We start from the raw sequence: 22,235 nt of genomic DNA, 5'->3' as shown, positions 1-22,235 counted from the left end.
ATATTTCCAAATGCAAACAGAGAGGTCTGATTTCATGACTGAAATTAGTCTCTCTGTTTTTGTGTTATAATTTGTTTATGTTTTTTCTTTACATTTTTTATTTATATCTTTTTTCTACATCTTAAAATTTAAATAAATAAATTAACATTAGATTCTTCTGCATCACCCAAATAAGATGCCACTCCTGCTAATTCTACGCCTTCTATTAATTCATCTTTTGTAATTCCCATTACATCCATAGACATTGTACATGCAACTAATTTTATACCACTAGCCATCGCTTTTTTCATTAATTCTTCTATTGAATCTACATTTTTATCTTTCATAACTTTTCTCATCATTAAAGTGCCCATTCCACCCATATTCAAGTTGGAAAGTTTTAATTTTTTTGCTCCTCGTGGCATCATAGCCCCAAACATTCTATCTATAATTGGTTTTTTTACTGATACTTTTTCTTGCTTGCGCAATGCATTCAGTCCCCAAAATGTAAAGAACATCGTAACTGGCCTTCCCATAGAAGCAGCACCATTTGCTATAATAAATGCAGCAAGTACTTTATCTAAATCTCCACTAAATACAACCAAAGTCTTTCCTTGTGGCAATTGTGTTTTGACTGTTGAAGTTGAAGCAGCAGAAACATCACACACATCTACTCCTTTTTTAATATATACAATATTTTCTTTGTCTTTTCGTTCTGTTTTAATTAATGTATTTCCTGTTCTTTTACACCATGAATCGATATCTTTCGCGAATCCCATATCAGTGGCTGAAACTTTTAAAATCTGATTTTCTTCCATAGCGCAGATTGCTTCATACACTTTCATAATAGGCCCTGGGCATTGCAATCCACAACAATCTAAAACCTTTATTTCTTGATTGGTTTTTATGATATCTGTTTTCTCTTCTTCACTCATTTTTTCTCCATTCCCCGACTGTGGTTTTAAAACTGGTCTTGTTTCAATCTCATCCATGTGGTGCATTGACTTGTAAAATGCCGTTCCTCCCGATAATACTTTCACCTTTTGAAATCCATTTTGCATCAATACTCTGGCCGCATTATATGAGCGAACACCAATTGCACAATAAATTATAATGAGCTTTTCTCTATCTAGTTCATTTAATCTTTCATGGATTTGTCCAAGTGGAATATGATAGGAGTCGGGAATAGAAAACACCATTCGTTCCATTTCTTCAGTGACATCAAGAACAATATAATCCTCATTAGCACTTTGTAACTGTTTATCTAGCTCATCTGATTCAATAAATGATACCAAGCCATCTATTACATTTTCTGCAACAAAGCCTAACATATTAACTGGATCTTTTGCAGATGAAAATGGCGGTGCATATGCTAATTCTAGTTCTGCCAAGTCATAAATTGTACCATTTAGTCTCATAGTCGTTGCTATTGTATCAATTCTTTTATCTACGCCATCTTGGCCAATGATTTGACCTCCATATATTTTCCCAACTTTATCAAAAATCAATTTCAGAGTAATCGGCGTAGCTCCAGGATAATAACCAGCATGAGATTTTTGATTAATCACGACTGTATCGTAATCTCTTCCCTTTTCTTTCCCAAGTACCTTCAATGCTTTCTCATTCATTCCGACTGAAGCAACATTTAAATCAAATACCTTTGCAACTGCTGTTCCAAGTGTTCCCTTGTACTTTTTACTTCCGCCTACAATATTGTCTGCACATATTCTAGCTTGCTTATTGGCTGGTCCTGCTAGTGGTACCATCGTTTTATCCTTTAGGACAAAATTTTCCACTTCAATCACATCTCCAACCGCATAAATATTTGGTTCAGAGGTTTGTAAACAGTCATGAACGATTATTCCACCTTTTTCATTTAATGCAATTCCAGCATTTTTAGCCAATGTACTATTCGGCCTTACTCCAATTGACAAAATAACCATATCCGCTTCTATTATTTTACCACTAGAAAGATTAATAATTGTCTTTCCATTATTTAGATCAAATGATCGTACTCCATCCTCTAAAACCAGATTAATATGATTCATTCTCATATTTTCATGTAGAAGCTGTGCCATCTCATAATCTACGGGCGCCATTACTTGATTCTGCATTTCAATCAAGCTCACTTCTAATCCTGCTGTATGAAGATTTTCTGCCATCTCAAGTCCAATAAACCCTCCACCAATAACGGCCGCTGTTTTAGGCTTTTTTTCATTTATATAGGCTTTTATAACATCCGTATCTGGTACTGTCCATAATGTAAATATATTATCCCCGTCAATTCCTGGGATTGGTGGTTTTATAGGAGAAGAACCTGTTGCTATCACTAAAAAATCATAAGTTTCCTCGTATTCTTCACCGGTTTTCAAGTTCTTTACGCTAACTTTTTTATCATTTACATGAATCGCTGTAACTTCACTAGCGATTCGTACGTCAATGTTAAATTTATTCTTCATGGCCATTGGTGTCTGTAATAATAATGCATCTCTACTTTTAATTACATCTCCAATATAATAAGGTAGCCCACAATTTGCATAGGAAATATATTCGCCTTTTTCAAACATAATAATTTCCATAGATTCATCTCTTCTTCTCAAACGAGCTGCTGTTGTGGCGCCCCCGGCCACTCCACCTATAATAACTGTTTTACTTCGCATACACATTCTCTCCTTTTATAAACTATGTTATTTTTTTAACATTCCATTATTTATTTATAATTATAATAATCAAACAATATTGTAACCCCTATATGTTTTTTTATATGTAACTTAGTCACCAAACGCTATCTCAACTTTATTACAAACGAAAAAATTAATTAACATTTTACTGTAGTTTTGCATATGATAGTAACAGGTAGTACCTTAGAAACGGAGGAAAATATGCAAATTTATACAAATAATAAAGCCATTCTACTTCGTAAAGAATATCAAAAAGTATTTAATTTTATGTCAAGTGATTTATTAAAGCTGCACGTTTCTTATCTTCAAATAAATTTAAATTATAATCATCCAGCGCAAAATAAAATAAATGAATTTTATAAACGAGATGCTTGCCAATTTGTACAATACGCCGCCACTGAACTTAGAAAGACAGCAATTGAAACCTATCTATATGCGAAAAAAAACAGTTACCCTTTTTTCTCTTATGAAGCCTTTATGAATTATGCTGTCACATTAAATGCAGCTTGTAAACTTAGTACATATATAGATCGATATCAGTATACTGGAGGAGCACATGGCAACACGATTCGCTCTTCTAGCAACTGGAACCTAAACACGGGTGCAAATATAAATATGGAAGATATTTTCTATCAAAGTGAAGATTTTGTTCCACTTATAATTGACCAGATCATTAAACTTGCTGATGAACAGATGATTGAAAATCCTAATATCTATTTTCATAATTACAAGGAACTAATTGTTAAGCATTTCAACGTCAATAACTTTTATCTCACACCTATTGGTATAACAATATTTTATCAGCAGTATGAAGTTGCCCCATATTCAAGTGGAATTATAGAATTTCATATTCCATATGATAATTTGGGCTTATCTTATCCACGATGTTTGCCTATCTTATAAGATATTAAGACTTCAATGAAAGAATACATTATAATCACAAAGAAAAAAAAGAAGAGCCTACGCTCCTCTTATGCATTTTCATTATTCACTTTAGTTTTTGGATATACAATCTTATCAATAAATTTCTGTAAAATACAAAGAATAATTAACACTGCAAGAAGCAAAATATAATTGATATGAAATACTACTTGATTCAGAAATAACTTACCAATTACAAATAATATAATTGCCATGATGACAGATGCCAGCAATATAAACGTAGCAATCCCTTTTGTTTTAATGTTATCCCTTAGTTTCTTATAAGGCTTTGGAAATCCGTTAATTAAAAAATAAATAGCCATTACAGTTATAACTGTATCAATAATCATTGACTGCGTCACCCAAAGTATCCAAGTTACTTTACCATTAAAGATTTCTCCCAACAAGTTTCCCATACATATCTGATAAACTCCTACAACAATAAGCAAAGTGACTGGAATTATCGATAACTTTTTATATAATTTTATCATAAAATTTCCCACTATTTTTATCCCCCTCTATATTTATAACTCTAATTATGATTCTATTTTATTAAGAGCTATAAGTCAAGTTTATTTAACAATAAAAGGAATAAAAGATGGAATTAAATTACTATTTTAATATTAAAAAATAGGTGCCGATTTCTAATTTAAAATCAACACCTTTAAAAACAATTTCTATTTTATTTTCTGTATTATATCATTTGATTTTGAGAATTTCCTTAATTGTACTACACATTTCATTAACCTCACATACTGTGTTATGAAGTACAGGTGCAATCCGAATCTCTTCAATCGCATCAGGTACAATCACACCAGAAATCTTGCTTAATTCATCTACAAGCTCGAAATCACTCATAGATTCGTATTTTGAATTGATTGCAACCATAACACTTCTTGTAAACTTAAATGGGCTAGCTGTTGAAGCAATCACTGATTTCGTTGTATCACCAGTTTCTGCCTTATATTTCTTATAAACACAAGCTGCAACTGCTGTATGTGTATCAATAATATAATTCGTGTCTTCATAAAGTTGTTTGATAGTAGAAGCAGTTTCTTCTTCCTTTGCATAATTGCCATAGAAATCAGTAAGATGTTGCTTCATATCATCTGTAATATCATATTTTCCAGCGGTCTTAAGCGCATTCATCATTTCATTATTCTTATCAGCACTACTGCCCGCTATACGATATATAAGTCTTTCTAAGTTGCTTGAAATCAAAATATCCATAGATGGTGATGATGTAAGCATAAATTCTCTATTTCTATCATATGTTCCCGTTATAAAGAAATCATATAAAACTTTGTTATCATTAGAAGCACATATGAGCTTATCAATTGGAAGTCCCATGTTTTTAGCGTAAAATGCTGCAAGAATGTTACCAAAGTTACCCGTTGGCACTACTGCGTTAATCTTCTCTCCTGATTTGAGCTCTTCATGAGCTAGCAGTCTTGAATATGCATATACATAATATACGATTTGTGGAACAAGACGTCCTATATTGATTGAGTTTGCTGATGAAAACTGGTAGCCAGCTTGATCCATAACTATCTCAAGTTCTTTGTCTCCAAATATTTTCTTTACACCAGTCTGCGCGTCATCAAAATTGCCGTTAATTGCAACAACATATGTGTTGTCACCTTTTTGCGTAATCATCTGCTTCTCTTGGATTGGGCTAACACCATTCTTTGGATAGAATACAATAATCTTAGTGCCCTTTACATCTGCGAATCCAGCAAGTGCTGCTTTCCCTGTATCTCCTGATGTGGCTGTAAGAATTACGATATCATTCTTGACATTGTTCTTCTTCGCTGATGTTGTTAACAAATGTGGAAGTATCGATAATGCCATATCCTTAAATGCAATAGTTGAACCATGAAATAATTCTAAATAATAAGCGCCATCTGCTTTAACAAGTGTAGTAATTTCATCCGTGTCAAACTTTGAATCATACGCTTTCGTTATACAATCCTTTAATTCTTGTTCTGTAAAATCAGTAAGGAATAATTTCATAACTTCATAAGCGACTTCTGTATATGACATCTTTGAAAGCGCTTCTAAACTAATCTCTAATGTTGGAATAGATTCTGGAACAAATAAGCCTCCGTCTGCAGACAAACCCTTTAAGATTGCTTGTGAAGCTGTAACACTAACACTATCATCTCTTGTACTTCTATATAACAAATCCATTAAAATTTACCACCTAATCTTTCTTAATCTTAGATTGATTTCTCTAAGTTGGGTTAATTGTATTTAGTCTTCTTTGATCTTAACAACTACTTTTTTAACATGACATGGTTGCCCATTCATAGCCTTAGGTTTATGTCCATCCTGTGGTTGGAAAATTAAGTATTCACCAGCTCTTACTACTATGTCAATTCCTCTTATATCATTATTAAACTTTATTACGTCTTTTTCTTCATTATATTCTTCCGTTGGTTTCAAATTTACTGTTGGTTCAAAGCTCATCAATTCTTCGCCTACAAGGATACACTGAATATCTGTGTAATGCTTATGAGCTTCATATTTTGCATCGTCCCAAGAAATTGTATCATATTCCATTACATTCGCATATACATTTTTGCCATCAATTTCATATTTCCCGATTTCAAGTCCAGCAAGATTTTCTTTTGAAAGAAATTCAACTGCTTTTGCATAGCGATCATTTAAACCTTTGTAAAATCCAATATTCTTCAATGAATCAAAAATCATAATATTTCTCCTTTTATTAAAAAAAATTTATCCACCTATTATACAACAATATAGCTACCAAAAACAATAGCTAATTCTTTGAATGATTTATTTTGTTATGCTTCATTATTTGCTTTATTTTAATTTCTCTATGGTTCTTTTTCTTCATATTATACATATATCTATCTGCATTTTGAATCAACTCTACAATACTAGAACCATCTTCTGGGAAAATAGAATAACCGATGCTTAATGTATTCTGCAAAACAATATTTTTATATTCAAAGGGAATTTCCATTGCATCCAAAACTCTCTTCAAGATTAATTCTCCAATAAATTCATCATTGATATCATTCATATATATTACAAATTCATCTCCGCCAAGTCTTGCAACAAAATCATTTTTCCTAATGCATACCTGTAGTCGTTTGCCTATTTCAAGCAGAAGTTTATCACCAATTTCGTGACCATATTGATCATTTACTTGTTTAAAGTTGTCAACATCAATATAACATATTCCAAATCGCCTATTTCTTCCAATCTCTGCTTCTACGTAATCGAAAAAATATCTCCTTGAAAACACACCCGTTAGGGTATCAATATTAACAAATCTAGTAAGTGCTTTTCCAGTATCTTTCAATCTAAAATAATCTAAAATAATAATTGAACTTAAAATACTAATAATTAACATAACGATGGATTCTAAAATATATCGTTCTTTATTATACCATCCACTTTCAGGTTCAATCAAAATATTCCACGTCTGATTAAATACTTCTCTGTGTATAATAATTCCTTGTTTAATATTCTTTTGTTGAAAAGATAACATGATTCTCTCTATATTATTTATATCATTTCGATATAATTTGTAATTATATTTTTGCTCTATTAGGGAGTTAAATCCAGCGTTCATTAACGATTTCGGAAAATCGATGAATGCACATGCGTATCCCCACAACTGAGTTGTTGAATCCACATTTTCTAATAATACTGGTACCTTGACTATAAGATATGTTTTTCCATTTAGAAATAAATGTGGTCCACATATAGTTGTTATAATCTGATTATTATCATTTGCGAACGCTTCTATGTTATTCGTATCAATCGAACTGTCCTGAAAATCAAATCCTATCAAAGATTCATTTCCAGCATATGGATACGCATATTGAATGATACCATTTGGTGCTAGTGCAACACAACTTACATTATCATTTCCTATTATAGATGTAGCTGCTCTTTCAAAATCAGTAATATTGCCTTTTATATCAATTGAGAAACCAATTATTGTTTTAATTTTTGTCTCAATCATTTGCATATTAACTGAAATCTTGTCAAAGCTGATTGCTGCAATATATCCAGCTGTATCCTTTTTACTATTAATTTGGTTTTGCGATATCATATATATTGTTAAATCCAAGATTCCAAATATAATAATAAAGCACACAAATGATCGAACTATCATTCTTTTTGTGATTCGAGTCTTAGATATACTTTTATCTTTAATCTTAATCGACTTTTCTTTCATAGACTTACCCATATATTTCAGACCTAACTTTATTTTCTAGTTTCATTCCACCATTATAAAATAATATGATAAATATGGCTATTGAAATGATAACCTTATACTATCTAACCATATCATAGACAATAATAAAAGTCACTATGCATCTTCTAAATTAATATGTTATAATTTTATAAATGACATTATTTATTTTGAAGAGGATACTATATGGATATGCCAGAAGGTGTTTACAGAACGTTTAAAAAAGACAAAACTGAATACTTTAGAGTTTCAATTACATTCAAGAATAAGCATATTAGCCTTGGAAGTTTTTATGATGTTAGTTCTGCCTCTCTTGCATATAAATTTGCAAATGAAGTTCTACATAACACAAACGATAATAATATTGATACTGCGAAATACACTACTTCTTATAATTCTGACAAATGCGTACTTTCTTTTGAAAAATGGATTGTTTTGGTTAATTTCAGAGACACTGGCATCTATTTCAAAACTCCAATTTATCTTTGCCATAAATATTTCATATATTTCCTTGAGCCACACAGTTACTTGATTTTTGATGTTGATGATCTCTTTTATTATTCTAACCATAAAATCATGACTCGTAATGGCTACTTATTTGTAAATGATTATGGTATGCAGACTACTATTTTGTCTAGATACGGTATAAAAAATCACTCTGTATGTAATAGAGATTATACGTTTGCAAATGGTGATAATAAAGATTATCGTTATGGCAATATTAATGTTATTAATAAATATTTTGGTGTTCAACGTTTTACAAAGAACGGACGTATCTTGTACAAAGTGAAAATTCACATCAATGGCGATTATGTTATTGGCAACTATTTAACGGAAAAAGAAGCCGCGATTGCTTATAACAAAACCGCCGACCTCTTAAAAACCAAGGGCATTCTAATAAATTTCCCTTCCAATTATATTGAAGACATAAGTTCAATCGAATACGCCGCCATTTACAACTCCATAAAAATTTCAAAACGCCTCCGAAACCTGCAGCTCAAGTCCCCTACAGAAAACTAGTCTTATAGAAATAAGGCTTTTCAACCCAAATTATTGCATTGGCTTTGCTGTATATTTGACGAGTATGATAAGTTACTTATGCCTTCATTTTATGCGTTAAGAGCAAAAGTTCTACTGTCTGACGAACGCAGTGAGGAGTTTAGAACTTTTGCTCTTGCTTTTAGCATAAAATGAAGGCATTAGTAACTTACATACGAGGAAATAGGAAGCAAAGCCAATGCAATAATTCCCTGTCTGACGAACGAAGTGAGGAGTTTAGAACTTTTTATCTATGCTTTTAGCATAAAATGAAGACATTAGTAACTTACATACGAAGAAATAGGAAGCAAAGCCAATGCAATAATTTACATATTGATGTAATTTATCAGGCCTTCAGCCTTAATAATCTTCTGCATGAATTCTGGGAATGCCTGACCTTGGTATTGTATTCCCTTTGTCTTATTCGTAATTAACCCACTATCAAAATCAACTTCCAACTCATCATTCGCTTCTATTGACTTTGCAGCCTCAGGACATTCAATAATTGGAAGACCAATATTAATTGAATTACGATAGAATATCCTTGCAAATGTTTCTGCAATTACACAGCTTATGCCTGATTCCTTGATTGCGATTGGTGCATGCTCTCTTGATGAACCACATCCAAAATTCTTATTCGCAACAATGATGTCACCTTTTTTTACATTTTTAATAAAATCCTTATCTATATCTTCCATGCAATGTGATGCTAGCTCAGCTGGATCAGATGAATTTAAGTATCTTGCTGGTATTATTACGTCTGTATCTACATTATCTCCATATTTAAATACTTTTCCGAATGCTTTCATAATTAGTTATCTCCTTTTCAATCTTCTATCTATAGAAACACGTTTTATTTTCTCACTGTTGAAACGATTTTACATTCCTAATTCAGCTGGACCTGATATTTTGCCTGTAATTGCACTAGCTGCTGCTATTGCTGGACTTGCAAGATATACTTCAGATTTTGGATCTCCCATACGTCCTACAAAGTTACGGTTGGTTGTTGATATACAGCGTTCACCAGCTGCTAATACTCCCATATATCCTCCAAGGCAAGGTCCACAGGTTGGCGTACTTACAATTGCACCAGAATTAATAAATATCTGAATTAGTCCTTCTTCAATTGCTTGAAGATATATTTTTTGTGTTGCTGGAATTATGATTACTCGAAGTCTCTTATCTACCTGTCTTCCTTCAAATACTTTAGCAGTAATTCTTAAATCATCAATTCTACCATTTGTACAAGAACCGATTACAACTTGATCTATTATTACTTCGCCGACTTCATCAATCGTTCTAGTATTTTCTGGCAAATGTGGAAATGCAATTGTTGATTTCAATTCTGCAAGATCAATTGTGATGGTCTCATCATACTGTGCATCTTCATCTGCTTCATATATAACATAAGGTTTCTTCGAATGTTCTTTTATATATGTTTCGGCAAGCGCATCCACTGGAAAAATTCCGTTCTTTGCTCCCGCTTCAATTGCCATATTAGCAACTGTAAATCTGTCATCCATTGTCAGATTTGCAATGCCATCACCTACAAATTCCATTGATTTGTAAAGCGCGCCATCAACACCAATCATTCCGATGATATGAAGAATTAAATCCTTACCACTAACCCATTTTGATAATTTCCCTGTCAAAACAAATTTGATTGCTGAAGGTACTTTAAACCAAGCTTTTCCTGTTGCCATTCCGGCAGCCATATCAGTTGAACCAACACCAGTTGAAAATGCTCCAAGGGCACCATAGGTACAGGTATGAGAATCAGCACCGATAATAACATCACCAGCTACGGTTAATCCCTTTTCTGGGAGTAATGCATGTTCAATACCCATCTGTCCTACTTCGAAGTAGTTCGTAATATCATGTTTGCTAGCAAATTCACGAACGCATTTACAATGCTCTGCTGACTTAATATCTTTGTTAGGTACAAAATGATCTGGAACAAGAGCAATTTTATCCTTGTCAAATACAGTATTTATTTTCATTTTATCCATTTCATGAATAGCTACAGGTGCTGTAATATCATTTCCAAGTACAAGATCTAAATCAGCTTCAATCAGTTGACCAGCCTTAACTTCACTAAGACCTGCATGTGCTGCTAAGATTTTTTGCGTCATTGTCATTCCCATGTTATAATCCTCCTAATATATTGTTCTTCTATATATTGTTTTTCTAAATATGATAATTGTATTTTATAACAGTTATTGGTATAATGCAAATACATATTAGCTATATAAGTTATAACTTAAAGTTATAGATTAATTTTAATAATTATATATGCTTATTGTAATTATTATATGAATAACGATCCAAATGCGTCGTTAATGATTATTATTGATATATATATTTGATTTCTACACATTAATACAAAAAAAATGTGTTCTAAGCAGATTTTTCCACTTAGAACACATTTTTTTAATTATTTTATAAATCTTATTATTTGTACTACTTAACTACTAATCTTTTTCTTCTTACAGTTAAAACAACTCCTGCTGATAAAATAAACAAGCAGAATAGTCCCACAATTGGTGTACTATCTCCAGTTGCTACTTTTACGCTTGGGTCAGAAGTGTTTGAAACATTTGTATCAATAATTACTGGATTTGCTACAACTATTAATGTCTGTGGAAGTTCCTCTATTGTAAATACATAATCAGAACAATGTGTTAATGTCACTACAACATTTCCATCTGCATCAACAGTGCATGTCTGCAAACTTTCAAACAAACCTGTTTCAGCATTAAAGTAGTAGAAATGTAATGTAGTACCAACGTCATACTTCCCTTTTACATTCAATGTAACCTTAGCTTCTCCAGGTAATGCACCACTATGCTCAAAGCTTAGTTGTACAACTTTACTTGTATCAAATCCTGCTGCTGTAGCTAACTTATCTGTTACTGCTGCAATTTTTGCATCGATAGTAACAACAGGTGATTTCAAAGATACTGTTGTGTCTGCAGAAAGATTTGAAAATTCCCATGTGCAATCTTTTACCTTGATTACTACTGTCGAATTCATTTGCGCTGCTGCCTTAAATACATCACTGCTTATTTCATTAACTGATCCTTTCGTAACATCAATCAAAAGATCTTGGTCTTTCGTTAATGTTTTTATAACATCCAATATTTGACTAGATGTAATTATCTGATTGTTAGACGCTACGATTTCAGCCGGTAACACGACTACTTTATTTACCAAACCTGCAACTGCATCTGTGATAGCTTTTGCCATAGCATCGACTTTGGCCTGATCTGCTGTAAGCAAGCCTGTCTGAACTGCATTAACTGCAGTTGTTACTGCTGAAAAATCTTTGTAATCAGCTGCTATAAGCGCTTTTGCTGCTTCAAGCGCTGCTGTAACTGCTGAATAATCTGCAGCTACCTCTGTTCCAGGATTTGTTCCTGGATCTGTTGTTGCTACTACTTCGACTCCATCAACGATAAGTTTGATATCACTGAATGTAATGTCTGCATTTCTTGCAACGAACATACCAACATATACATAATTTGAATCAATACTTGTTAACTTGAAATCAAATCCTCCTGCTATTGTTGTCTCATTTCCAAGTGTGCAAGCATATCCATCAGAATTGCCTTCAATCTTAAGATTTAATGTGTCTCCAACCGCAATCGCGTTTGCACAAGTACCGCCCTGTGTAAGAACTCCGCTCTTTCTTGCAAAGCAATTCCATATACTGCCTGGTACAGTAGGCGTTGCAACCTTCGTTAATTTCAAAGGTCCTGCCACAACATAATCACCTATTGCTGTGGTTATTAATGAATCAATATACATCTCATCTCTAGCCATCAATCCAAATGAAACTTGATCATTTGATGCATAAGCGTTAATTTTAGCTTTTGCTGAAAGTGTAAATGTACTATTTGCTGGAACTTTATAGTAGTACATTGCAAAACCGTCAACTGCGCTAGCTATCTTTCCTTTATCGCCTGTAACTGCAATATGCATATTGCCATTGCTATCCGCTTCAAGTTTCTGATTTGTTGCTGACGGAAGACCGCCAACATTTCCAAATACAGTACCTTTCCAGATTCCAAGGTTAGGCCATAACAAACTGTCTGTAAGTTGACCTGTATAACCTGACTCAACAAATAAAGGATTTGAAACTAAATTACCTACTTTTGTAGGTGCAACTGCATCAATTACATGTGATGAAAGGCCACTAACATTCAAGCCTTTTAAAGCCTTTGTAATAAGGTATGCATTATACTTTGCACCCCAGATATTTGTATGTGTATTATCTACACTTGCTTCTTTTGAAGATGTCCATGCATGTAGATATAGTGTTTCGGCTGCACCAAGTGTGTCATATAATGACTTAGTGAGTGATGTCATATCAACAACTGGAATACTAAGTGCTGTTCCTAAATCTTTAATTGATTTTGAATAATCTCCACCTGGAAAAGTTCCAATTGTAGTTGTAATGTGAAGATTTGAGTCAGACCATATACCTGTTGCAGTTCTTCTTACGATTGGTGTACATAATACAACCGTAACGCCTGCCGCTTTTGCCTGTTTAATATAATTTTCATATAATGAATTAGCAAATGATCCGGCCTCTGTATATGATCCATTTGGATTCGTATATCTAGCTGCCTCTGCTTTTTCATCATTATGTCCAAATCCTATAAATAGGAAATCTCCACTCTTCATCCCAGTAAGCAATGTCTGATACTGTGGATCTAATGTGTAGCTTGTAGAGCTTCTTCCTGAAAGTGCAAGGTTTTGAATTGTAAATGAACCGTCAAGATAATTGCCTAATTGAGTACCCCATCCATATCTTGGATAATAATAATTATCAGTAAAACCACATACTGTTGAATCGCCAACCATCCAAATAGTTGAAGGTGCTGCTGGTACCACTTTTACTAATGCTGCAATTGCATCATTGATTGCTTTTGCCATTGCATCTACTTTAGTCTGGTCTGTAACCTTTAAACCAGTTTGTACTGCTGCAACTGCTGCTGTTACTGCTGAGAAATCTTTGTAATCAGCTGCTGTAAGAATATTCACTGCTGTTTTTGCTGCTGTCACTGCAGTATAGTCTGCATCGGCAATAACTGGAGCTGTATAATTTCCAATTGCAGTTATTAAGGTCTGGCCTAATGTCTGCCAGTACGTTGCTGAAACTGTAAAGTTGCCACTATCATCTGAGGCAAAAGCAGTTAACTGATTATTTCCATTGATTGAAAACACTTGCTTGCCATCTCCTGTTTCTCCTGCAATCTGACTTGGCTTCTGAATTGCTGATGAAATATTTAAATTCATTGACTGAATTGTAGTTGCCATATATGCAGCACTGATCAAACCACCAAGTTTATTACTATGTGTGCTGTCTCCTGGAGCCATAACTTGTTTGCCATATGTAGAAACGCCATTTGCTGCTGTAGAATCTGCTGTATAGGCTGCCTGGTACATATTCTTAGTAAGCTGGAATGCATCAATCAATAATACATTTTGCTCTACTGCAAGTTGTTTCATTGCTGTTACGTATGCATCATTAGAACTTACATAAGTGCCGGTTGTTGTATCTGTCGAATCATGATGAGGCTTAATTGTACCATCGGCGTTATAGTACTGTCTTGACACTGGTGTCACTAAAACAGGTGTTGCGCCTGCAGCTTTTACTGCATTGATGTACTGTAACAAATACCACTTATATGTTGCACCGCAATCATATGTATAAATATTATCAACTTTAGCTCCTGCTGTCACAGGAAAAATTCCATTTGCATCTGGTGTGCCAAGTGGAACATACCTGTCCGCTAAATATCCTGAACTATTTGCGCAATCATTATGTCCAAATTGAATCAGTAAATAATCGCCTGTTGTTATTTTAGCTGAAATTTTATCAAGAGAGCCTTCATTAATGAAGTTTCTTGTACTTCTTCCACCATTTGCATAATTTTGAATCTTTACTACCTTTGAGTCAAAGAATGACTGGAGATATTCGCCCCAAGATCCTTCTGACTGCGCTTTTCCTGACATATACATTCCTGCTGTTGAATAATCCTTAACTGTTGAATCCCCTGCAAGAAAAATATTCACACCATCCCCTAATACGATATCTCCTCCAGTTGCTGTAGGATCTTCATATCCAGTTCTAACAAATGCATCTGCCTGATATGATTTTGATGCTCCTACTGTTCCACTAATTGATTCAGGAATTACAACTACTTTAATCAAGAATCCTTGATCAGCAGTTGTAATTGTATATGAATTTCCAGCTGATGCTGAAGAAACTTTTGCAAGTGTTTCTACTCCTGTTGTTGCATTAACTCTATACCAACGAATTGTTGAAGCATCGCTCAAGTCATTTTTAGCACCTAGCGAATAATGTACGGTTAATGTATGTCCTGGATATGGAGCATTAATATCTCCATTATCAGTAAGTGATGGTGTTGCTGAAAGCGCAACAGCTGCATCCTCTGCTGTATAATGAGATGGTACCCATGTTCCAAAATAATTTGTTACATTTATTGCACTTGCAGCTGTTGCATCCATAACACCAGTTACTCGTTTTGAAGTGTCTTCTGTAGTTCCATCAAGTACAGTTGTATTGTATTCACCAAACTTTGCTCCAGTTGCAAGCGCTCCACTCATGTCAGCCCATCCTACATCTGAAATCAAGTCAGCACTTTCAAGCTTTGTATTGATAAATTTTACTTTTGCATTTGCACCCCAAGGTCTACCAAATGCACCACCAGCTACTTTCAATTTATCATTACCAGTTACTGTACAGTTTCTGAATAAATAACCATAAGTTGCAACATCTTTTGCAGCGGTAAGATATCCTGCATTCGCTGTGTCACTATAACCTTTCCACGAAATATTACATGCATCAAATACTGCATTGCCATCACCAAAGATAAAGTCTGTATTACCTTCGATAAAACAATCTTTATAATAGCTACTTGTATTCGTTCCACTGGTGTATAAAGTATCCTGTCCACCAAGGAATGAGCAGTTATAAAATTCTACTTTGTCGGCATCAACTGCCATTGCTGTGGCTCTTTCTGTTGCTGTTTTTGCAGTAACATCTGCTCCATATTTTCTGGCAAAATTAATTGATTCTCCTGATGCAGTTACACCATCAACGATTTCTTCATCTGTGATGTATCTATTAAATGATGCCTCAAATGTAATGTTTTCTGCTTTGAAACCGGTTGCAGTATTCTGTATATAAGTTGAACATCCCCATTTTGCAACAGTTTTTTCGTTATATTGATCATATGCACTTTCTGCATTGTAATATCCTGTAGAATCAGCGCTAAAATAAGTATATCCAATTCCATAATACCATGTTAATAAAACCTGTCCTTGTTCATCATTCACCAATGATATATAAGGCGTGGAAATAATAACCTGTTCTCTGTATGTTCCGGGAGCAATATGTACTGTAATTCTATCTGCTTCGATAGTAGGATTCATTGCCTTACAAGCTGCGATTGCTGCATTTACAGTTGCATAATTGTTCGCTTTGTTCGAATATCCAACATAAACATCAGATACACGTGTAATTGGAACTACCGTTTTATCAACAGCTACAAATAACAAGTCTTTGCTTACAGCTGCACCACTTACAACAATATGTGTATTCGTTGTATATCCATCCACTGTAGCTTTCACCGAATATGAGCCATCTCTTAAGTTCACTGAATATCCGGTTGCTGTCGTTGTTCCTGTGTATACATAGGAATCATCAACATTGGTAAAAGTTACTGCTGTAACTGACTTGCCAGATGGCAAATCTTTAAATCCTCCTGTTACTGCATATAATGCTTTTGTAGAAACATTAATATCAGCAGCAACATCTACATTGCTATTAACCGTTCCACCAGATACAACTTCATAATCATTCACACTGCCTAATTTTACTGTGTATGGAACATCAGGACTAAGTTGTGCCGTAAATGTTAAATCAGCATTTATTTTTAATGCAACATCTTCAAATAATGAATCTGTAGGAGTTTCTAATGTCACTACTAATTTTGATATATCATAGGAAGAATTAAAACCAGTGATTTTTCCTGTAAAATTATATATGGACTTTGATTCAACTTTTAAAGATACTCCATTCTTTCCTGAAATCACCTCTGACACATCTGGTGTAACTACTTTAGATGCATTCGTAAAGCCGAATCCAGTTGCACCGTTAAGTGATGCTGTGTATGTATCTCCAGGTGCTAATATTGCTGAAAAATTAGTTCCATTCAATGTTGCTTCAGTTTCAGCTCCTGTTTTATCATTTGTAAATTTAACAGTGTATCCCGAAATACTGCTTGAGCCTAAATTAATTGAACCAGACACTGCAACACCCGGTATTCTAACCACTCTGTTATAAATTGGTTTAACTGAATTTGTGTCAGTATAAATTTTATAAGTACCACTGTATTTTGCTACGAATTCATATTTCGTACCCGTATTTGTATATGATGTTGTATCATCTTGCATTAAAGCATCCGTATACGAAAAATGCATTACACAGTCTGCAGCCAATGACTGCGCAGCCATGTAAACAACTACTTTATCGCCTGCTACTACGTTAGCGATCGTGATTGTTCTCTTGTCAATACTTCCTTTACCATTGCAATAATACTGGCCATTTGCTGTATATCCATCTGCATAAGCTGTCGTGCACGATGACGTACGTGAAGCATTTGCATTCTTTATTCCTATTGCATATACTCGGTCATCTTTTTCATACTTCACTGCAAGATCGCCAAATGCTTTTGTACCTATTACCGTAAACTTCCCTGCGACTAAATCAGTGCAGCTCTCCCAAGCAGCAAGAGTAATGTTATTGGTATACAGATCTGTATTAGTTTCTTGGACCCCACCAAAATCCCATACATCAATCTTTCTATTATCTGCTGCCGAAACAAACGACAATGCCGAGTTTCCTAGGCAAAACACTGTCGTCATGACAATAACTAATAGAGAGCTCACGTACCTTCTTCCTTTTCTTCCCATTTTTTCATTAAACCTCCATAATAAAATTTGCGCTTATCCGCTACTTTTATTATAAAGTGTGACACTGTGTCATAGTCAATATTAGTTTTACATTTAAAGCCTAAAATGAAAAAGTAACGTTTAGCTTTAACGTTTACATTTCTGCAATTGGAATACTTATTAATAGATATTGCATCTCTTCATCATCTTCTATTACGATTGTAATCACAATTCCTATGATATCTCCATCTATTTTTAAGTTATGTTCATTCATATACTTCAATGGTTCTTTTAATAACATATCTTTTAATTGTTCATTATTACACTTATTGATTTTATCAGTATTTACAGGTAGTTTCGCTAATGTCAATAATGATTTTCGTTTATCATATCTTTCAGTATATTCATTTTCTTTAATGTTATATCTGTCCAAATCTACTATTTTGATTGCCCATCCCATATTTAATACTATATTATCATTTTCCGCATCTTCTTTTCTAATTAAATAAATTCGCTGCACCTCTGGTGATAAATACAAATAATCTTGTACAGTCATTATTCTTTTAGATTCCTTTAGTAGTTTCTCACCACTTTGATACAAAACATATGATAACGGCACGCAATCTTTTATGTAACCAGGCTGCTTAAATACATCAACCTTCTTCATTAATACTATATCGTCTTTTAGCCTATGTCTTAAATTGGAAAGATAGGCAATTTGCTCGTCCATTTTTTCCATTCTATTTTCATTTGAAGCGATTAATTCTGGCATATCATAGCTCTTCATTTTTGAGATCTCAGTATGTGTAAATCCGTACTTTCGAAGTAGCCTTGCGTTCATAAATTTAGTTATATCATCTTCACTGTAATAGCGATAGTTGCTATCTTGTGTTCTAGAAGATGTAATATAGCCCATTTGTTCATATCTTCTTACTGTATTTGTAGAAACATTTAAAAGGTTAGATAATTCGCTAATTTTATACTTCATAAGACACCCCGCTTATATATAATATTAGGTTTATTATATAACGAAATGAGGGGGGAATGATATAGGGAATATTTTAGGGTTTGTTAGTTTTTTTGGGGGGAATGGACCTGTGATTTCCAATTTTGGGGAAAGGGTATATGGGCGGCGCTTATTGCTTATAGGCGGAGATAGGTGGACCTAGCGGACGGGTTTGTGATATGGGATTTATGAGGGGAAAGGGAAAAGATTGTGAGGGGACGGGGACAACTAGTGCGAGCACTACAAGAAGGATAGTCGCTAGGCGGAGCCTAGCGACATGCGGCTGGCGCCGCATGCTGATATAAAGAGAAGTCCCCGAAAATGAGCGAGCTCATTTTCGGGGACTTCTTTTTATATCACTATTCTTCTTGTAGTGTTCGCACTAGTTGTTGATGAATTGGCTTTCTTCGTTGTTCCAGCTGTAGAGTTTACGTAGCTCTTTTCCTACTTTTTCTGATGGATGTTCGGCTGCTCTTTTTCTCATTGCGTTGAAGTTTGGAGCGTTTACTGAATTCTCTAATAACCAATTCTTTGCAAATGTTCCGTCTTGGATATCTGTTAGGATTTCTTTCATAACTTTCTTTGTATCTGCTGTTATGATCTTTGATCCGGTTATATAATCGCCGTATTCTGCTGTGTTTGAGATTGAATATCTCATTCCTGCGAAACCGCTTTGGTAGATTAGATCTACGATTAATTTCATTTCATGGATACATTCGAAGTAAGCACTTTCTGGTTCATATCCTGCTTCTACTAATGTTTCGAATCCTGCTTGCATAAGTGCTGAAACACCGCCGCAAAGTACTGCTTGTTCTCCGAAAAGATCTGTTTCTGTTTCTTGTCTGAATGTTGTTTCAAGAACGCCGGCTCTTGCTCCACCGATTGCGAGCGCATAAGCGAGTGCCAATTCATGTGCTTTGCCTGTAGCATCTTGATGTACTGCAACTAGGCAAGGAACGCCTTTACCTGCCTTGTATTCGCTTCTTACTGTATGTCCTGGTCCTTTAGGTGCGATCATTGTAACATCAACGCCTGCAGGAGCTACGATCTGTCCGAAATGTATTGCAAAACCGTGAGCGAACATAAGCATGTTTCCAGCTTCAATGTTTGGCTCGATTGAATCTTTGTACATTTTAGCTTGTTTCTCATCGTTGATAAGTATCATGATAATATCAGCTTTCTTTGCTGCTTCTGCTGCAGTATATACTTCAAATCCTTGCGCTTCTGCTTTCGCCCATGATTTGCTTCCTTCATATAAACCAACAATTACATTAGCACCTGACTCTTTTGCGTTAAGCGCATGTGCATGTCCTTGGCTGCCGTATCCGATAACGGCGATTGTCTTGCCTTCAAGTAATGATAAATTGCAATCCTGTTGATAATAAATCTTTGCCATTTTGTAATACCTCCATTTTATTATTATTTATTTTAAATTTGCAGCTCCTCTTGCTAAGCCAGTCAAGCCGGTTCTTGCAATCTCTGTAATTTTAAAACCATCAAGTAATTCTGTAAATGCATTCAATTTTATTTGATTACCAGTAAGTTCCATAATCATTGATTCTTTTGAAACATCCACAATCTTTGCTCTAAAAATATCTGCAATTGCTATAATTGTCTGTCTGTCTTTTTCAGATGCAAACACTTTTACTAAAATTAATTCTCTACAAACTGATGCATCACCCGGTAATTCAAATACCTCCCTAACATCCGTAAGTTTTAAAAGTTGTTTTTGAATTTGATCTAAAACATCGTCGTCACCAGACACTGCAACTGTCATTCGCGAATATTTAGGATCCTGTGTTATACCAACTGTAAGACTGTCTATATTATACCCTCTTCTACTAAACAATCCAGCAACGCGGCTTAAAACACCAGATGAATTATCCACAAGAATAGATAAAACTGCTTGTCTCATAAACACTTCCTGCCTTTCCAGTAATCACTAAAATAGCGACAACCTATAATTAATTTTTCACGAACTATTTATATAATATCTATAAAATCGCCACTTTTTTAATTGTAGCAATTAGTCACTGCTTTGTCAATATACAAATGGGTGCCTCAAGCATCGTAGCATCATCAATATTGTGCGTAACAACTAGCACCGTTCGGTCTCTCTGGTTTGCTTTAATATAGTCAATTACTACCTTCTTCGTATCTACATCCAACCCTTTAAATGGTTCATCCATCAATACAATATCAGAGCTCACAATCATCGCTCTAACGATAGCAACTCGTTGACGCATACCCCCACTTAGTAGTGAAACTTTCTTTAAAGCAACATTTTCTGGCAGTACCATTGATAGCTGTTTTTTAATCGTATCTTTTGATATTGTTTTATCGCATACCATTAAAATATTGCCTAAAGTAGTCAAATTATCGCAAAGTCTCTCTTCTTGAAATATCGCTGAAATATTTGTATCTTCATCAATTCCTCTAACAAAACCACTATCTTTTTTTTCAAGTCCCATCAGAACTTTCAGCAATGTTGTCTTTCCAATTCCCGACTCGCCCATTAAACAGCTTATTTTTCCTGCTTCAAATTCAAAACTAATTGAATTAAGCACATGATTATTACCATAACTTTTACATAATTTTTCAATTTCAATTTTATTTTTCAGCTTGTCTACCATCTTAATTTTCCAACCCCTTTCTAATACCATTTAATATTATTAAAAAGAGTTTTTCAAATATCACACTGACAATTATGATTGCAATACTCCATGCCAGCAAATCATCCGTCATTAAGTACAATTTCGACAGATACATCTGCTCACCAATCGATTTCGAGGGCAGTCCAATGACCTCTGCCGATATTCCCGCTTTCCAGCACATTCCCAAAGCTATTTTGCAATTTGAGATAATATATGGAAATATCTCAGGCGCATAGATATACCTAGCCTTTTTAAGCCATCCCATTCGAAATACTTTTGACATTTCTAGTAATTTAATGTCCAAATTATTGAAGCCTTCCAGCGTTCCTATATAGATCATCGGAAATACAACTATAAATGAAATTAAGACTGATAGATTTTTAGATCCAGCCCATATTAAAAGTAATATAATAAATGACACCACCGGCAATGCTTTCGTAAGATAAATAAGTGGAGACAGAAATTCTTTTATAAATTGGAACTGATGAGCTGCCGTAGCAAAAATAATACCTGTTACAAATGCAATCATAAATCCTAAAATTATCTTAACGAAACTATTTATCATACATTTATAAAACAGCTGTGTCTTTAATAATGAAAAGAAGCTTATAAATACTTTAACAGGACTTGCGATAATTAATTCAAGTCCTGTTAAATAACTTATAAACTGCCATATAGAAAGCCATATAAATACAACAAATATAATTTTCATTACTTTCTTAGTCATTCGTTCATTT

Annotated in this window: 15 protein-coding genes; 2 read left to right on the top strand and 13 right to left on the bottom strand. The window is 34.2% G+C overall.

The features are described 5' to 3' along the window. Positions 1–128: 128 nt before the first annotated feature. Positions 129–2,639 carry a DsrE/DsrF/DrsH-like family protein gene (locus BMY18_RS17340; protein ID WP_092456650.1) on the bottom strand — a complete coding sequence of 837 codons (2,511 nt, stop codon included), beginning with the start codon at positions 2,637–2,639 and terminating at the stop codon, positions 129–131. Positions 2,640–2,861: 222 nt separating this feature from the next. Between BMY18_RS17340 and BMY18_RS17335 the strand changes: the two genes are divergently transcribed. Then, positions 2,862–3,563: a DUF3298 and DUF4163 domain-containing protein gene (locus tag BMY18_RS17335; protein ID WP_170841470.1), complete on the top strand. Its 702-nt coding sequence runs from the start codon at positions 2,862–2,864 to the stop codon at positions 3,561–3,563. Positions 3,564–3,631: 68 nt separating this feature from the next. Here BMY18_RS17335 and BMY18_RS17330 read toward each other — a convergent pair whose 3' ends face one another. The 4 genes from BMY18_RS17330 to BMY18_RS17315 all read right to left on the bottom strand — a co-directional run bounded on the left by BMY18_RS17330 (position 3,632) and on the right by BMY18_RS17315 (position 7,797). Continuing rightward, positions 3,632–4,084, bottom strand: coding sequence for a hypothetical protein (locus tag BMY18_RS17330; protein ID WP_092456645.1), 453 nt, complete (start codon positions 4,082–4,084; stop codon positions 3,632–3,634). A gap of 196 nt (positions 4,085–4,280) precedes the next feature. After that, complete coding sequence (gene thrC / locus BMY18_RS17325; protein WP_092456642.1) at positions 4,281–5,771, bottom strand: threonine synthase; 1,491 nt, start codon at positions 5,769–5,771, stop codon at positions 4,281–4,283. A gap of 63 nt (positions 5,772–5,834) precedes the next feature. Next, positions 5,835–6,293: a NanQ anomerase/TabA/YiaL family protein gene (locus BMY18_RS17320; RefSeq protein WP_092456639.1), complete on the bottom strand. Its 459-nt coding sequence runs from the start codon at positions 6,291–6,293 to the stop codon at positions 5,835–5,837. A gap of 70 nt (positions 6,294–6,363) precedes the next feature. Beyond that, a complete protein-coding gene (locus BMY18_RS17315; RefSeq protein WP_170841469.1) occupies positions 6,364–7,797 on the bottom strand; it encodes a sensor domain-containing diguanylate cyclase in 1,434 nt (477 codons plus the stop codon). A 204-nt stretch (positions 7,798–8,001) separates the two neighbouring features. Between BMY18_RS17315 and BMY18_RS17310 the strand changes: the two genes are divergently transcribed. Next, positions 8,002–8,835 (top strand): hypothetical protein, encoded by an 834-nt coding sequence (locus tag BMY18_RS17310; protein WP_330386008.1) that lies wholly within the window; start codon positions 8,002–8,004, stop codon positions 8,833–8,835. A 344-nt stretch (positions 8,836–9,179) separates the two neighbouring features. Here the strand turns inward: BMY18_RS17310 and leuD are convergent, their stop codons facing one another. The 8 genes from leuD to BMY18_RS17270 form a co-directional block, all read right to left on the bottom strand. After that, the gene (gene leuD, locus BMY18_RS17305; RefSeq protein ID WP_092456633.1) at positions 9,180–9,662 is read right to left on the bottom strand and encodes a 3-isopropylmalate dehydratase small subunit; all 483 of its coding nucleotides are present in this window, start codon (positions 9,660–9,662) and stop codon (positions 9,180–9,182) included. A gap of 69 nt (positions 9,663–9,731) precedes the next feature. Continuing rightward, a complete protein-coding gene (gene leuC, locus BMY18_RS17300; RefSeq protein WP_092456630.1) occupies positions 9,732–10,997 on the bottom strand; it encodes a 3-isopropylmalate dehydratase large subunit in 1,266 nt (421 codons plus the stop codon). A gap of 316 nt (positions 10,998–11,313) precedes the next feature. Continuing rightward, the gene (locus BMY18_RS17295; protein WP_092456627.1) at positions 11,314–17,859 is read right to left on the bottom strand and encodes a pectinesterase family protein; all 6,546 of its coding nucleotides are present in this window, start codon (positions 17,857–17,859) and stop codon (positions 11,314–11,316) included. 133 nt (positions 17,860–17,992) lie between these two features. Beyond that, positions 17,993–18,826, bottom strand: coding sequence for a MerR family transcriptional regulator (locus tag BMY18_RS17290; RefSeq protein ID WP_092456624.1), 834 nt, complete (start codon positions 18,824–18,826; stop codon positions 17,993–17,995). Between the two features lie 400 nt (positions 18,827–19,226). Then, complete coding sequence (gene ilvC / locus BMY18_RS17285) at positions 19,227–20,240, bottom strand: ketol-acid reductoisomerase (protein WP_092456620.1); 1,014 nt, start codon at positions 20,238–20,240, stop codon at positions 19,227–19,229. Positions 20,241–20,267: 27 nt separating this feature from the next. Next, positions 20,268–20,759, bottom strand: a complete 492-nt coding sequence (ilvN, locus tag BMY18_RS17280) for an acetolactate synthase small subunit (protein ID WP_092456617.1) — start codon at positions 20,757–20,759, stop codon at positions 20,268–20,270. Between the two features lie 115 nt (positions 20,760–20,874). Continuing rightward, the gene (locus tag BMY18_RS17275) at positions 20,875–21,477 is read right to left on the bottom strand and encodes an ATP-binding cassette domain-containing protein (RefSeq protein ID WP_170841468.1); all 603 of its coding nucleotides are present in this window, start codon (positions 21,475–21,477) and stop codon (positions 20,875–20,877) included. A 1-nt stretch (position 21,478) separates the two neighbouring features. Next, positions 21,479–22,225: an ABC transporter permease gene (locus BMY18_RS17270; protein ID WP_092456612.1), complete on the bottom strand. Its 747-nt coding sequence runs from the start codon at positions 22,223–22,225 to the stop codon at positions 21,479–21,481. Between the last annotated feature and the right edge of the window lie 10 nt (positions 22,226–22,235).

Origin of the sequence: [Clostridium] fimetarium (assembly GCF_900111235.1) — a bacterium.
Classification (GTDB): Bacteria; Bacillota; Clostridia; order Lachnospirales; family Lachnospiraceae; genus Clostridium_N; species Clostridium_N fimetarium.
Note: the sequence above shows the minus strand (reverse complement) of the source record. Positions and strands in the feature narration are given on the sequence as shown.